Source organism: Pseudomonas sp. Z4-20, assembly GCF_051131955.1.
GTDB lineage: Bacteria > Pseudomonadota > Gammaproteobacteria > Pseudomonadales > Pseudomonadaceae > Aquipseudomonas > Aquipseudomonas marvdashtae.
Window position 1 is genome coordinate 1064522 of sequence record NZ_CP071641.1, and the last position, 14623, is coordinate 1079144.

Consider the following 14623-nt stretch of genomic DNA (forward strand, 5'->3'; position numbering starts at 1 on the left):
AAGCTTCAAGCTTCAAGTAAAAGCCCGCCGATGAGTGATCATCGGCGGGCTTTTTTTATTTCTACAGAATCGTCAACGGGCATCAGTGGCGGTCAGGATACTCGCGATGCATCTGCGCAAGCAGCGCATCCTTGTCCTGCCACAACTGGTTGATCCAGCCTTGGAATTCCAGCCTATAGGCGCCGTCCTGGTCGTAGCTCTTGCCGATGAATTGCGGTGGAATCTTCAGTTCCTGGAAGTGCACCACCACTTCATCCACTTTGCCGCAAAGCAAGTCCCAGTACCCCGGACGCCCGCCGGGATAATGAATCGTCACGTTGATGATCGATTCCAGTTGTTCGCCCATTGCGTCGAGCACAAACGCGATGCCACCGGCCTTGGGCTTGAGCAGGTAGCGAAACGGCGATTGCTGCTGGGCATGCTTGCCTTCGGTAAAGCGCGTGCCTTCGACGAAGTTGAAAATGCCCACGGGGTTGTTGCGAAACTTCGCGCAGGTCTTGCGCGTGGTTTCCAAGTCCTTGCCTTTCTTTTCCGGGTGCTTTTCCAGGTACGCCTTGGAATAGCGCTTCATGAATGGAAAGCCCAACGCCCACCAGGCCAGGCCGATCACAGGCACCCAGATCAGCTCTTGCTTGAGAAAAAACTTCAACGGCCGGATGCGCCGGTTCAACACGTACTGCAACACCATGATGTCGACCCAGCTCTGGTGGTTGCTGGTGATCAGGTATGAGTGCTGGTAGTCGAGGCCCTCCAGGCCGCTGAGGTGCCAGCGCGTGCGGCGCAGCAGATTCATCCAGGCCTTATTGTTGCTGATCCAGGCTTCGTGGATGTGGCTCATCAGCCAGTCGGTGAAGCGCTGGGCGGCGGGGAAGGGCAGCAACAGCTTGAAAATCGCCACGACGAATAGCGGTGTGCAGCAGGCGATGGTGTTCAGCGCCAACAGCGATGAAGCGATGACGCCACGCAGGTGGGCAGGCAGGAAATCCAGCATTTAAATATCCAGAGGTCGGTTGGCGGCTTGGATCGCGGTGAGGGCGATGGTGTACACGATGTCGTCGACCTGGGCGCCGCGCGGCAAGTCGTTCACCGGTTTGCGCAAGCCTTGCAGCATCGGCCCGAGGCTGACGCAATCGGCGCTGCGCTGTACGGCCTTGTGGGTGGTATTGCCGGTGTTCAGGTCCGGGAAGATAAACACCGTCGCCCGACCCGCGACTTGGCTGTTGGGTGCCAATTGCCGCGCCACGGCTTCGTTGGCGGCGGCGTCGTATTGCAGCGGGCCGTCGATCAACAGGCCATGTTGTGCCTCGTGGGCCAGCAGGGTGGCCTCGCGGACCTTCTCCACTTCTTCGCCGCTGGCCGACTCGCCGCTGGAATAGCTGAGCATCGCCACCCGTGGCGTGATGCCGAAGGCCGCCGCGGAATCAGCGCTTTGCAGGGCAATTTCCGCCAGTTCCGTCGCGCTCGGGTGCGGGTTCATCACGCAGTCGCCATATACCAGGACTTCCTCCGGAAACAGCATGAAGAACACCGAGGACACCAGCGAGCATCCCGGCGCGGTCTTGATCAGTTGCAGCGCCGGGCGGATGGTGTTGGCGGTGGAGTGGATGACACCGGAGACCAGTCCGTCCACTTCGTCCAGCGCCAGCATCATGGTGCCGATGACCACGGTGTCTTCCAGCTGTTGCTCGGCCATCGGCGCGTTCAGGCTTTTGCTCTTGCGCAACCGCACCATCGGCTCGACGTAACGCTCGCGAATCGAATCCGGGTCGAGGATCTCCAGTCCCGGCGGCAGTTCGATGCCCTGGGCGCGCGCCACCGCCTCGACGTCGGCCGGCTTGGCCAGCAGCACGCAACGGGCGATGCCCCGGGCCTGGCAAATGGCAGCGGCCTGGACGGTCAGCGGTTCGCTGCCTTCAGGCAGCACGATGCGTTTGTTCGCCGCCTGCGCGCGTTGGATCAGTTGATAGCGGAACACCGCCGGCGACAGGCGCATTTCCCGAGGCGTGCCGCAGCGCTGGTGCAGCCATTTGGCGTCCAGGTGGCCGGCGACGAAATCGGTGATGATTTCCGCACGCTCGCGGTCGTCGATCGGGATTTCCTTGTTCAGGTTGTTGAGCAAGTTGGCAGTGTCGTACGAGCCGGTGCTTACCGACAGCACCGGCAGCCCGGCCTGCAGCGCACCCCGGCACAAATCCATGATGCGTGGGTCGGGCAGGGTGTCGCTGGTCAGCAGCAGGCCGGCCAGCGGCACGCCGTTGATCGCCGCCAGGCTCACGGCCAGGATGATGTCATCGCGATCGCCCGGGGTGACCACCAGTACGCCGGGCTTGAGCAGCTCCACCGTGTTGCGCATGGTGCGGGCGCAGATGATGATGTTGCTCATGCGCCGGGTTTCGTAATCGCCGGCGTTGAGCACCTGCGCGCCCATCAGGTCGGCCACGTCGCGGGTGCGCGGGGCGTTGAGTTCGGGGCGAAACGGGATGCAACCGAGCAGACGGAAGTCGCCGCTGCGCAGCAAGGGCGAGTGCTCCTTGAGGCGTGCGGAGAACGCTTCCATGCTTTCGTCAGTGCGGACCTTGTTAAGGATTACGCCAAGAACCTTCGGGTCTTTCGGCCCGCCGAACAATTGCGCCTGCAACTCGACGCGGCCGGACAGCTCGGTCAGCACTTCGTTTTCCGGGGCTGACACGAGGATGACCTCGGCGTCCAGGCTCTTGGCCAAGTGCAGGTTGACCCGGGCGGCGTAGCTGGCGCTGCGGGTCGGGACCATGCCTTCGACGACCAGCACGTCCTTGCCGATGGCGGCCTGTTGATAAAGGGTAATGATTTCTTCCAGCAGCTCATCGAGCTGGCCGTCGCCCAGCATGCGCTCCACATGGGCCAGGCCCAAGGGTTGTGGCGGCTTGAGGCCGTGGGTACGGGCCACCAGTTCGGTGGAGCGTTCCGGCCCGGTATCGCCGGGGTGAGGCTGGGCGATGGGTTTGAAAAAGCCGACTTTCAGCCCGGCCCGTTCGAGGGTACGCACCAGCCCGAGGCTGATGGAGGTCAGGCCCACACCAAAATCGGTGGGCGCGATAAAAAAAGTTTGCATGCGGTTTCCCTAGCAAGGCGCGGCCTATGGCTGGCCGTCTACCATCAATTCAGTCGTCAAGGTTATCGCTAACCGGGCCTTGGGCGCACCAGCCACAATTAAAGGGCTGGCCTATTTTTTCAATACGTTGCGCAGGGTCCAGCACCCAGGCCCGGGATTGCCACGGCGGCTGGTGGCGCAGGTGCTGGGTGTGGCCACAGGACAGCTCGGCCACCCAGTGCCCGTCCTCATCCTGATGGAAACCCGTGACCGTTGGTCTGTTCGAGCAGGCCCGTTTGTCCGGGTTCCGTTCGCTTTCAGGCAAATCCTTGTTTAGACTTGTCCGTTCTTCATTCTTATGCAAAAGGTCTCGCCCCATGCTGATCGCCGCCAATAAGGCTGTCTCCATCGACTATACCCTGACCAACGACGCTGGTGAGGTCATCGACAGCTCCGCCGGCGGCGCTCCGCTGGTCTACCTGCATGGCGCAGGCAACATCATCCCGGGCCTGGAAAAAGCCTTGGAAGGCAAAACCACCGGTGACGAGCTGAACGTTGCCGTTGAGCCGGAAGACGCCTATGGCGAATATTCCGCCGAACTGGTCAGCACCCTCAGCCGCAGCATGTTCGAAGGCGTGGATGAGCTGGAAGTGGGCATGCAATTCCACGCTTCGGCGCCGGACGGCCAGATGCAGATCGTCACCATCCGCGACCTGGAAGGCGACGACGTCACCGTTGACGGCAACCACCCATTGGCCGGCCAGCGCTTGAGCTTCCAAGTCAAGATCGTCGACATTCGTGACGCCAGCCAGGAAGAAATCGCCCATGGCCACGTCCATGGTGAAGGCGGCCATCAGCATTGATTTCTGCGCTACGCTCAGATTGACTGGAGAGGCGCCCTATGGCGCCTTTTTAGTCGCTTGCTGTTAGCATCACCCATGGCTGTTTCGAAAAGATCCGCAAACCCTGGAGTTCGTCATGAGTGCTTTCCACGACCTTAAACTGACAGCGCTGGATGGTCAGGAGCTTTCTCTGGCGCCCTTCAAAGGGCAAGTCGTGCTGGTGGTCAATGTTGCCTCCAAATGTGGCCTGACGCCTCAATACGCGGCGCTGGAAAACCTCTATCAGCAATACAAAGACAAGGGGTTCAGCGTGCTGGGCCTGCCCTGCAATCAGTTCGCCGGCCAGGAGCCGGGGACCGAGCAGGAAATCCAGGAATTCTGCAGCCTCAACTACGGCGTGACGTTCCCGCTGTCGAGCAAACTGGAAGTAAACGGCCACGACCGTCACCAGCTTTACCGCCTGCTGGCGGGCGAAGGCGCGGAGTTTCCCGGGGACATCACCTGGAACTTCGAAAAATTCCTGCTCGGCAAGGACGGCCGCGTGCTGGCGCGTTTTTCCCCGCGCACCGCGCCGGATGATCTTTCGGTCATCCAGGCGATTGAAAAAGCATTGGCCTAGCCCGGAGCCTTTGTGGCAAGGGAGCTTGAACCCACAACCTCACCGTCCCCTTTTGATCCTTAATCACTCCAATCAATAGTGCTACCCAGCGCTGTGCATGCCTCATATTATCGTCGTCATATCCGACCTGTGACCTCGTTTTCATGGAGTGCCCCATGCCTGTAAAAGCCCTGTTCAAACCCTTCCATCTCGGCGCGCTGGAACTGCCGACCCGGGTCGTGATGGCGCCGATGACGCGTTCGTTTTCACCGGGCGGCGTGCCGAACTCCAAGGTTATCGAATACTACCGTCGCCGAGCGGCGGCAGGGGTCGGCCTGATCATCACCGAAGGCACCACCGTCGGCCACAAGGCTTCCAACGGCTATCCGAACGTACCGCACTTCTACGGCGACGCCGCACTGGCCGGTTGGAAAAAAGTAGTCGATGCGGTGCACGCCGAGGGCGGTAAGATCGTTCCCCAGCTGTGGCATGTGGGTAATGTGCGCCGCCTCGGTACCGAGCCGGATGGCGCCGTGCCGGGCTATGGTCCGAGCGAAAAACTCAAGGATGGCCAGGTCGTGATTCATGGCATGACCCAGGCGGACATCAATGAAGTCATCGCCGCCTTTGCCCAAGCGGCAAAAGACGCCCAGAGCATCGGCATGGACGGCGTGGAGATCCACGGTGCCCACGGCTACCTGGTGGACCAGTTCTTCTGGGAAGGCAGCAACCAGCGCACTGACGGCTACGGCGGCAGCCTGGCCAACCGTTCGCGCTTTGCGATCGAGTTGATTCGCGCGGTGCGCGCGGCGGTGGGCGAGGGCTTCCCAATCATTTTCCGCTTCTCTCAATGGAAGCAGCAGGATTACGCAGCGCGTCTGGTGCTGACGCCCGAAGCGCTGGGAGAATTCCTCAAGCCATTGGCTGACGCAGGCGTCGATATTTTCCACTGCTCGACACGCCGGTTCTGGGAACCGGAGTTCGAAGGCTCGGAGCTGAATCTGGCCGGCTGGACGCGCAAGCTCACCGGCAAACCGACCATCACCGTCGGCAGCGTCGGCCTGGATGGCGAATTCCTCCAGTTCATGGTCAACACCGATAAAATTGCCCAGCCGGCCAGCCTGGAAAACCTGCTGGAGCGGTTGAACAACGAAGAGTTCGACCTCGTGGCAGTGGGACGCGCATTGCTGGTGGATCCGGACTGGGCGCAAAAAGTCCGGGAAGGGCGCGAGCAAGAGATCCTGCCGTTCAGCCGCGAGGCGTTGATGACGCTGGTTTGAGTAGCGCCTGAACCGACCTTTCCGAACACTCAGCGCACCGTCGGCGCAACGGGCAGGCCCTGCTCGCCGACGCACACTGCGCGCAACAGCGTCTCGAACTGCTCGATGATCGAGGCCCAGCCCTGGCGACTGGCATGTTGGCGCGCATTGAGCCTCACGCAACGCAAGGCCTCGCGCTCTTCCAGCAGCCAGCGGGCCGCGTCGCAGAATGCATCTTCATCCCCCGGCATCGCCAGCACCCCGTTATAACCGTGACGGATGTGTTGCGCCGCCGCGGCCTGATCGTAGGCCACCACGCCCAGTCCGGATGCCAGCGCTTCCAGCACGACGTTGCCGAAGGTTTCGGTCAGGCTCGGAAAAACGAATACGTCCCCGGACGCGTAATGGGCCGCCAACGCTTCGCCACGCTGGGCGCCACAGAAGATCGCCCCGGGCGATTGCTGTTCGAGGGCAGGCCGCTGCGGACCGTCACCAATGATCACCAGTTTGATTCGCTGTGTCGGAAAAGCGTTACACAGGGTGTCGAAACTGCGCGTGAGCAGGCCCAGGTTTTTCTCCGGTGCCAGGCGTCCGACATGGATCACTGCGATATCACCTTCGTCCAGGCCCCAGGCTTCGCGCAGAGCGGCCGAGCGTTTGGCCGGATGAAACAGTCGGCTGTCCACGCCGCGGGACAACAAGGCCACGCGTTCAAAATGCCGGCGTTCCAGCTCCAGGCGCTGGCTGACGCTGGGCACCAGGGTCAGGCTCGAGCGGTTGTGAAACCAGCGTAGGTAATGGGTCAACAGCCGACTCAACAAGCCGAGGCCATATTGCTGGGTGTATTGCTGGAAGTTGGTGTGGAAGCCGCTGACCACCGAGATACCCAGGCGCCGCGCTGCCCGCAACGCCGACAAGCCCAAGGGGCCTTCGGTGGCAATATACAAGACGTCCGGGCGATGACGTTTCCAGCGCCTGAGCAGCTTGTGCATCGAAGCCTGCCCCCACTGCAAGCCCGGATATCCCGGCAAAGGCCAGCCTCGGCACAGCAGGAGTTGATCGTCGCTGGCCTGGCCTTGATCCGCGGCCTGGCGGGGGCGGATCAGCTCAACGCGGTGTCCACGGGCTCGCAAGCCGTCGTAAAGGCGCCCCAGGGTATTGGCGACGCCATTGATTTCCGGTGCAAAGGTTTCAGTGACGAGGGTGACGTGCAGGAGTGTGGTCATGGCCCCAGTGTCGACCGAGGCCATTTCGTCGTTGTGACGCCACGATGACGGATTTGTGACGGGATCAGCCCTGCCGGGCCAACGCCGTCTCGGCACCTTGCTCGCGCACCCAGAACAACGTCGCCCCGGCGACCGCGGCCGGCATCATCAGGACGTTGACCACCGGGATCAGCAGCACCAGGTACACGCTGCCGCCAAAGCCCAGGCTCTGCCAGCGTTTCTCCCGCAGCCAGGCGAGCATTTCGTTCCAGCCCAGCTTGTGGTTGTCCGCCGGGTAGTCGATGTACTGGATCGCCATCATCCAGATGCCAAACAACAGCCACAGCGGCGCAGCGACGATATTGAGCACGGGGATGAACGACAGCACGAACAGCCCCAGGGCACGCGGCACGAAATAGCCGAGCTTTCGCGCTTCCCGGGCCAGGGTGCGGGGAACCATGGCGATCAGTTCGCCCCAGCTGAACGCCGGAAAATCATCAGTGCCGCGCACCACCACTTCGACTTTCTCAGCGAGAAAGCCGTTGAAGGGCGCCGCGATGATATTGGCGAGCATGGTGAAGGTGAAAAACACCATCAGCCCCACCAGTACGACGAACAATGGCCAGAGGATGTAGCTCAGGAAGCTCAGCCACTCCGGCAGCGACGGCATCAGCGTGTCGACCCAGAGGCTGAATTGGTGGCCGGCCAGGTAGATCAGCCCGACGAACAGCACCAGGTTGATCGTCAGCGGCAGCAATACAAACAGGCGCAAGCCGGGGCTCAGGACCAGCTTGAGACCTTCTCGCAAATATTGCGGACCGGACAAGACGGGGGCGGGCATAGGTGGCTCCGAGGGAATGATGGACGCGCCGACCTTACCGGCTTTGCCCGGCGCGGGAAAGCTACGACATCACGTGTAACAAGGTTTACTGAAGGATCGTACCTATTGAATAAGCGCCAGCGGATAGAGCTCACCTATGAGCTGGATTGTTAAACCGTATTTCCTTAATCTTCGCTCCCTCGATACGCTGCACCCATTCTTTTTCAGGACTGTCGAACCAAAGCCTTCCCCAAGTGCATCAACAGTCCTTTTTTATTCCCGCCGCTCAGCCGGCGTTCCGGACCTTACAGGTCCGGTCAACAGGAGCAGGTCATGTCTGAAGTCCGTCATTCGCGAGTGATTATTCTCGGTTCCGGCCCTGCCGGTTACAGCGCCGCGGTCTATGCGGCCCGTGCCAACCTCAAGCCGTTGCTCATCACCGGCATGCAGGCCGGCGGTCAATTGACCACCACCACCGAAGTCGACAACTGGCCGGGCGATGTTCACGGCTTGACCGGCCCTGTCTTGATGGAGCGCATGAAAGAACACGCCGAGCGCTTCGAGACAGAGATCGTTTTCGATCACATCAATGCCGTCGATTTCGCCGCCAAGCCGTACACGCTCACTGGTGACAGCGCGACCTACACCTGCGACGCCCTGATCATCGCCACCGGCGCCAGCGCTCGCTACCTGGGCCTGCCATCGGAAGAAGCGTTCATGGGCAAAGGTGTTTCCGCCTGCGCTACCTGCGACGGTTTCTTCTACCGCAACAAGCCCGTGGCCGTGGTCGGTGGCGGCAACACTGCGGTCGAGGAAGCCCTGTACCTGGCCAACATCGCGAGCACCGTGACCCTGGTCCACCGTCGCGAAACCTTCCGCGCCGAGAAGATCCTGATCGACAAGCTGAACGCGCGCGTCGCCGAAGGCAAGATTATCCTCAAGCTCAACGCCACCCTGGACGAAGTGCTGGGTGACAACATGGGCGTGACCGGTGCTCGCCTGAAGAACAACGACGGCAGCTTTGACGAGATCAAAGTCGACGGCGTGTTCATCGCCATCGGCCACACCCCGAACACCTCGTTGTTCGAAGGCCAGCTGGAACTCAAGGACGGCTACCTGGTGGTCAAGGGCGGCCGCGACGGCAACGCCACCGCCACCAGCGTCGAAGGCATCTTCGCCGCCGGCGATGTGGCCGACCACGTCTATCGCCAGGCCATCACCTCGGCCGGCGCCGGTTGCATGGCGGCCCTGGACACCGAGCGCTACCTGGACGGCCTGCAAAACGTTTCGTTCTGATCCGTCAGGCACAAAAAAACCGGCTTCGGCCGGTTTTTTCATGGGCGGTGGTTAACCGAGCGAGGCCCGTCACCCGCGTAACCGCTCCTGAACAAAATCCATCACCTTCAACGATTGATAGATGGCGTTCGCCGCGACGCGCCCGAACGGCCCGCCGTTCCAGTCGAGCCAATAAGGGCTGAAGGCCTTGTAGCGTTCGCTCTCCCCGCACACGGCTTCGGCGATGACCCGGGCGCCGATGGAGCCGGTGTTCAGGCCATGTCCACCAAATGATGTGCAGGCCCACACGCCCGGTTCCAGCATGCCCAGGTTGGGCATCTTGTTGGTGGAGTAACCCATCAGTCCGGACCAGGCCAACTCGATCTTCGCCGACGCCAGTTGCGGATAAACCGAGACCATATCGGCCTTGAGCATGGCCGCCAGGGCCGTTTCGTTCTGTTCGTTGCGGGTGGTGATGCGTCCGCCCCAGAGCAGGCGATCACCGTCGACGACGCGATAGTAGTCCGAGGCGCGACGGTCGTCGGAAAAGGCGGCGCTGCAATTGAGAACTTGTTTGATCAATTCGCCCAGCGGCTCGGTCAGTACCACATAGGTCGCGATAGGCAAGTAGGCGCGGCTGAGCTTTTGCAGTTCCGGGCCGCCGTAGCCGCCTGCGCAGAACACCAGGTCTTGGCAGCGCACGGAACCCTGGGCGGTGCGGATGACTTTGTCGACCCCCTCGCGGTGCCAGGCGAGCATCTTGGTGTTCTCATAGATCCGCCCGCCAGCCGCTTCGATGACCGAAGCCAGCCCCAGGCAATAGTTCAGGGGATGAAAATGCAGGGCGTTGGGGTCTTCGATGCCTTGGAAGTAGCGGCGGGTGTGGGCCCGTTCACGCACTTGGCCGACGTCGAGAAAATTGAGTTCGTAACCGAAATCCCGGCGCATGTTTTCGATATGGGCTTTTACACCGGCGCTGTCATCGTAGCGCTTGACCCGGATCGTGCCGGCGGACGGATCGCAACCGGTCAATGCCAGGCTAGTCATGTTATGGCGCACGATCTCCACGCCTTCCACCGACATCTGAAACAGTGCCTTGGCCTGCTCCAGCCCGACTTTTTTACGAATGGCCGCCGAGCCTTCGGCCCAGCCCGCCGACACCACGCCGCCGTTGCGTCCCGACGCGCCCCAGCCGACTTGATGGGTTTCCAGCAGGATCACGCGTTTGCCGCGCTGCGTCAGTTCCAGCGCCGCCGTGAGGCCGGCGATACCGGCGCCGATGATGCAGACGTCGCAGGCTTCGGCGCTGCCGAGTCCTGGCCTGGCTGTACGGGGCAGCGAGGTTTGGGAGTACCAGGTGGCGGGAAAGGACATGATCGATCCTTGAAGTCATTGAGTGGGAGCGAGCACGCCCGCTCCCGCACGAGGTGTTATTTGACGACCGAATAATCGACGCCGTACCACTTGGTCGACAACTGTGTCAGCGTGCCGTCCTTGTGCATCTGGCCGATGATTTCGGCAAGCTTGGCTTTGAGCTCCGGGTCGCCCTTGTCGGTCGCGATGGCCAGCGGTTCGTAGAACACCGCCGTCGCGTCGACGGCCCGCAACGGGTAGTTCTTCTTGACGGCCGCTTCCAGGGTGCTGCGCTGGGTAAGGATCGCGTCCAGGCGCACGCCGTTACCCAGGCGCAGGTCATCCAGCGGGCCAAGGGAGCCGGCGTAGGTCTTCATCTTTCCGGCCTTCACGTCATAGTTGACCGGCGGCATGTCGGTCGCTTCGATCGCCAGATGCTGGTTCAGGTAGTCTTCGGACGTTGTGCCACCCTCGACCCCGATGGTCTTGCCGTTGAGTGCCTGGCGGTTGGTCAAGGTCGAGTCGTTGTGGACCGCGAACACATAGGGCACGTAGTAGTACGTGGCGGGGAAGTCGAGGATGCGCGCACGGCTGGTGGTGGCGGTCATCGAGCCCACGGACATGTCCCAGCGGCCGTTCCACTTGCCGGCGGTGATGACGTCCCAATCCGGCGTCACGAACTTGACCGCGACGCCCAGGCGCTTGGCGATTTCCTTGGACACGTCGATGTCGAAACCGTCGATTTCGTTCTTGTCGTTGATAAAGCCTTGGGGCGGCCATGTCGCCGAGGTGGCGACGGTCATTTGCTTGCTGCTCTGGATCTTGTCCAGGACCGCCCCGGCGTTGGCGGCGCCGACGAACAGCAGGGACAGGGCGGCTGCCAGGGTGATTGCGCGTTTTTGACTGAGCATGTGCATCTCCACTTTTCGTTATTGTTATGCGGGGTAAAGCGGTTCTCAGTGACCGATGATCTGCGACAGGAATTTTTGCGCGCGTTCGGTCTGCGGGTTGTTGAAAAAATCGGCGGGCGTGGCTTGTTCGATCACCTGGCCCTGGTCCATGAACAGCACCCGGTCGGCGACCTTGCTGGCGAAGCCCATTTCGTGGGTCACGCAAATCATGGTCATGCCATCGCCGGCCAGCTCGCCCATGACGTCCAGCACTTCGTGGACCATTTCCGGGTCGAGGGCCGAGGTGGGCTCGTCGAAGAGCATGACTTTCGGGTTCATGCACAACGCGCGGGCGATCGCCACGCGCTGCTGCTGGCCGCCGGACAATTGCGAGGGGTATTTGTCGGCGTGCTCGGCGATGCGCACCCGCTCCAGGTAGACCCGGGCGCGTTTTTTCGCGTCGGCGCTGGACACGCCCTGGACCAGTTGCGGGGCAAGGGTCAGGTTGTCGATGACGCTCAGGTGCGGGAAAAGATTGAAGCTCTGGAACACCATGCCGATTTCGCGGCGCACGGCGCTGACGCTTTCGGCCTCGCTGGTGAGGACGATGCCGTTGACCTGGATCTGGCCTTTCTGGAAGTTTTCCAGGTGATTGATGCAGCGGATCATCGTCGACTTGCCCGAGCCCGACGGGCCGCAGACCACCAGGATTTCGCCAGGTGCGACAGTCAGGTCGACGTCACGCAACGCATGGAAATTGCCATACCACTTGTTCAGCCCCTTGATGGCAATCATCGGTGCGTCGGCCTGGGCAGTGGTTGCCGGGTCGAGATGCCGGGCGGTATCGGTTCGAGTCATCACGCATCAACCCCTTGCAGTGGATCGATTGACCCGTTTTTCAATCCGCGCCTGCACCCGTTCAAGTACGAACGACAGGGCCCAGTAGATCATCGCGGCGGTGATCAGCATTTCCAAGTGGCGGAAGTCCGCGCGACCCTGGGTCTTGGCCAGGTACATCAGTTCCCAGACGCCAATCACCGACACCAAGGAGCTGTCCTTGAGCATCGCGATGAACTGGTTGCCAGTAGGCGGGATGATGACGCGCAGGGCTTGGGGCATGATCACCCGGCTCAGGGTCTTGAATGGGCTGATGCCCAGTGCCCGCGAGGCCTCCCATTGGCCCACCGGGATGCTCTGGATGCCTGCACGGAAAATCTCCGTCATGTAGGCGCCGTAGCACAGGGCCAGGGCCAGGATGCCGGCGGGCACCGCATCGACCACATAACCCAGTTGCGGCAGGCCCAGGTAGATAAGGTAGATCTGGATCAGCAGCGGCACGCCACGAAAGAACGAGGTATAGAACGAGGCCAAGGCATTGGCCAGACCGTTGTTGGACAGCTTGGCGACTGCGCCGACCAGGGCCAGGACAAAGGCAATCACGATGGCGATGGCTGAGATGTAGAGTGTGGTGGCCGCGCCCTGAATGATCAGGAAACCGACCTTGTCGAGGATGAAACTGTAGGAGAGATTGAAGGTGTCGAAGAACGCCAGGAACAGTACCAGCAACTCGACCCAGACCACGGTGGTCTGCACCTTGAATTTCAGCCGACCGAGGACGTGGAAATTCAGCGTGCCCAGCAGGGCGATCCCCAGGCCGATGGCGATGTTGCGCGCGCCGAGGCTGTCCGGTGCGTTCCCCAGCAGCGGTTGCAAAAAGTGGCTGAGGGCGCTGTTGCCAAGGTTCATCACGTATGAACCCAGGAACAGCACCACGGCTACTCCCAGCAGGAATCGAGGATCATTGGACTTTTTCTTATAAATTATATTGTCGTGATACATGGATGCCTCGGGCGTGTGGGGTGGCAGCGATCTCTTCCGGCAACAAGGACAGTTGGCCAGTATTGCCAGCCGTAATCGGCTACCACAAGCGAACATAATTCGTTATGTCAGTCCCTCAGCGCATCCTGGATTTCAGGACAGCTTCGCCAGGCAGTCCTCCAGAATATCCAACCCCTCTTTCAACACCGTCGGCTCAGTCGTCAATGGCGCCAGCAGGCGAATGATGTGCCGCGACTTACCGCTGGGCATCAGCAGCAAACCCGCGTCCCGTGCCAGGGTCAGCAGTTGGGTCAGTTGTGCTGTCGCCGGGGTGCCGTCGGCGTTGGCCAGCTCGATGCCGCGCATCGCGCCGACGCCGGTCAACCGGCCCAGGTACGGTGACAGACCACGGCTGTTCCATGACTGGTAACGGCTGACAATCGCTTCTTCCTGCTGGGCGCCCCAGGCCCGCAGGTTCGCATCGGTCATTTCGTCCAGGGTCGCCAGGGCGGCGGCGCAGGCGATGGGGTTGCCCGAGTAAGTGCCGCCGAGCCCGCCCTTGGGCAAGGTGTCCAGCAGCGATTTACGTCCCACCACCGCCCCCAGCGGGACGCCACCGGCAATGCTTTTACCGAGCAGGATCAGGTCGGGCTCGATGCCCAGTCGAGGGAATGCAAAGCGCTGGCCGGTGCGGCCGAAGCCGGACTGGATCTCATCGACGATCAATACGATGCCCTTGTCGTCGCAAAATTGTCGCAGCGCCTGGGCGAAGCTCACGTCCATCGCCAGGAACCCGGCTTCGCCCTGCACCGGTTCAACGATGAAGCAGGCCACATCGTTCACGTCGATCTCGACGCTGAACAGCCTGTCCATGGCTTTCAACGCCTCGGCGCACGTCACGCCGTTGTCCTGGCTGGGGTAGGGCAGGTGATAAACCGGTCCGGGCAATACGCCGACTTTTTGTTTGTACGGGGCGACCTTGCCATTGAGGTTCAGCGTGGCGAGGGTTCGACCGTGGAAACCGCCGTCAAAAGCGATCACTGCGGTGCGCCCCGTAGCGCCGCGGACGATTTTCAAGGCGTTTTCCGCAGCCTCCGCCCCGCTGTTGGTGAGCATGCCACTGATCGGGTAATCCACCGGGATGAATGCGGCCAAGCGCTCCATCAGCTGGATATAGGGCTCATGGGGCGCGGCGTTGAAGGCGTAGTGGGTAAGGCGGGTGGCTTGCTCGCGGATCGCCTCGACGATGCGTGGGTGGCAATGGCCGAGGTTCAACACGCCGATGCCACCCACGAAATCGATATAGCGCTTGCCGTCAACGTCCCAGACTTCGGCGTTCCTGCCGTGGCTGAGGCTGACGGGGTGAACGAAGGAAATCGATTGGCTGATGGTTTTGCTGCTCATGGATGGACGGCTCGGCGGAGGAAAGATGTCCTTTATCTAAGCCGTGAGCAGGGAGAGCCGGCAAACGAAATAAAGTTGCCGGGTCAATC

General features: G+C 61.5%; 14 protein-coding genes. 4 read left to right on the forward strand and 10 right to left on the reverse strand.

What is annotated here, in order from left to right; genetic code table 11:
- Positions 1-82: 82 nt before the first annotated feature.
- Genes J3P82_RS04975 through J3P82_RS04985 form a run of 3 tightly spaced genes read right to left on the reverse strand, consistent with a single transcriptional unit; the run spans position 83 to position 3479 of the window.
- Complete coding sequence (locus J3P82_RS04975; RefSeq protein WP_434561179.1) at positions 83-991, reverse strand: acyltransferase; 909 nt, start codon at positions 989-991, stop codon at positions 83-85.
- Positions 992-3091 (reverse strand): phosphate acetyltransferase, encoded by a 2100-nt coding sequence (gene pta / locus J3P82_RS04980; protein ID WP_434561181.1) that lies wholly within the window; start codon positions 3089-3091, stop codon positions 992-994. It abuts the gene before it with no gap.
- A 49-nt stretch (positions 3092-3140) separates the two neighbouring features.
- Positions 3141-3479 (reverse strand): DUF3565 domain-containing protein, encoded by a 339-nt coding sequence (locus tag J3P82_RS04985; RefSeq protein WP_434561183.1) that lies wholly within the window; start codon positions 3477-3479, stop codon positions 3141-3143.
- On the opposite strand from J3P82_RS04985, the gene J3P82_RS04990 reads away from it, so the two are divergent.
- The 3 genes from J3P82_RS04990 to J3P82_RS05000 all read left to right on the forward strand — a co-directional run bounded on the left by J3P82_RS04990 (position 3448) and on the right by J3P82_RS05000 (position 5790).
- Positions 3448-3933 carry an FKBP-type peptidyl-prolyl cis-trans isomerase gene (locus J3P82_RS04990; RefSeq protein WP_434561185.1) on the forward strand — a complete coding sequence of 162 codons (486 nt, stop codon included), beginning with the start codon at positions 3448-3450 and terminating at the stop codon, positions 3931-3933. The two genes, J3P82_RS04985 and J3P82_RS04990, sit on opposite strands and share 32 nt — an antisense overlap.
- A 115-nt stretch (positions 3934-4048) precedes the next feature.
- On the forward strand, positions 4049-4531 hold the full coding sequence (locus tag J3P82_RS04995) for a glutathione peroxidase (protein ID WP_434561187.1): 483 nt from the start codon (positions 4049-4051) through the stop codon (positions 4529-4531).
- A gap of 155 nt (positions 4532-4686) precedes the next feature.
- Entirely contained in the window at positions 4687-5790 is a 1104-nt protein-coding gene (locus J3P82_RS05000; RefSeq protein WP_434561189.1) for an NADH:flavin oxidoreductase, read from the forward strand.
- A gap of 29 nt (positions 5791-5819) precedes the next feature.
- Here the strand turns inward: J3P82_RS05000 and J3P82_RS05005 are convergent, their stop codons facing one another.
- Positions 5820-7019 (reverse strand): glycosyltransferase family 4 protein, encoded by a 1200-nt coding sequence (locus tag J3P82_RS05005; protein WP_434561191.1) that lies wholly within the window; start codon positions 7017-7019, stop codon positions 5820-5822.
- A gap of 40 nt (positions 7020-7059) precedes the next feature.
- Positions 7060-7815 (reverse strand): sulfate transporter CysZ, encoded by a 756-nt coding sequence (gene cysZ, locus J3P82_RS05010; RefSeq protein ID WP_186615765.1) that lies wholly within the window; start codon positions 7813-7815, stop codon positions 7060-7062.
- Between the two features lie 312 nt (positions 7816-8127).
- On the opposite strand from cysZ, the gene trxB reads away from it, so the two are divergent.
- Positions 8128-9090 (forward strand): thioredoxin-disulfide reductase, encoded by a 963-nt coding sequence (gene trxB / locus J3P82_RS05015; RefSeq protein ID WP_434561193.1) that lies wholly within the window; start codon positions 8128-8130, stop codon positions 9088-9090.
- Between the two features lie 69 nt (positions 9091-9159).
- Here the strand turns inward: trxB and J3P82_RS05020 are convergent, their stop codons facing one another.
- From J3P82_RS05020 to J3P82_RS05040, 5 genes are all read right to left on the reverse strand, one after another.
- Positions 9160-10443, reverse strand: a complete 1284-nt coding sequence (locus tag J3P82_RS05020; protein ID WP_434561195.1) for an NAD(P)/FAD-dependent oxidoreductase — start codon at positions 10441-10443, stop codon at positions 9160-9162.
- Positions 10444-10499: 56 nt separating this feature from the next.
- Positions 10500-11333: a transporter substrate-binding domain-containing protein gene (locus J3P82_RS05025; RefSeq protein WP_434561197.1), complete on the reverse strand. Its 834-nt coding sequence runs from the start codon at positions 11331-11333 to the stop codon at positions 10500-10502.
- A 45-nt stretch (positions 11334-11378) separates the two neighbouring features.
- The gene (locus tag J3P82_RS05030) at positions 11379-12107 is read right to left on the reverse strand and encodes an amino acid ABC transporter ATP-binding protein (protein WP_434563700.1); all 729 of its coding nucleotides are present in this window, start codon (positions 12105-12107) and stop codon (positions 11379-11381) included.
- Between the two features lie 69 nt (positions 12108-12176).
- Positions 12177-13151: an amino acid ABC transporter permease gene (locus J3P82_RS05035; RefSeq protein WP_186611064.1), complete on the reverse strand. Its 975-nt coding sequence runs from the start codon at positions 13149-13151 to the stop codon at positions 12177-12179.
- A 132-nt stretch (positions 13152-13283) separates the two neighbouring features.
- Positions 13284-14534, reverse strand: coding sequence for a 2-aminoadipate transaminase (locus tag J3P82_RS05040; RefSeq protein ID WP_434561199.1), 1251 nt, complete (start codon positions 14532-14534; stop codon positions 13284-13286).
- Positions 14535-14623 lie beyond the last annotated feature (89 nt).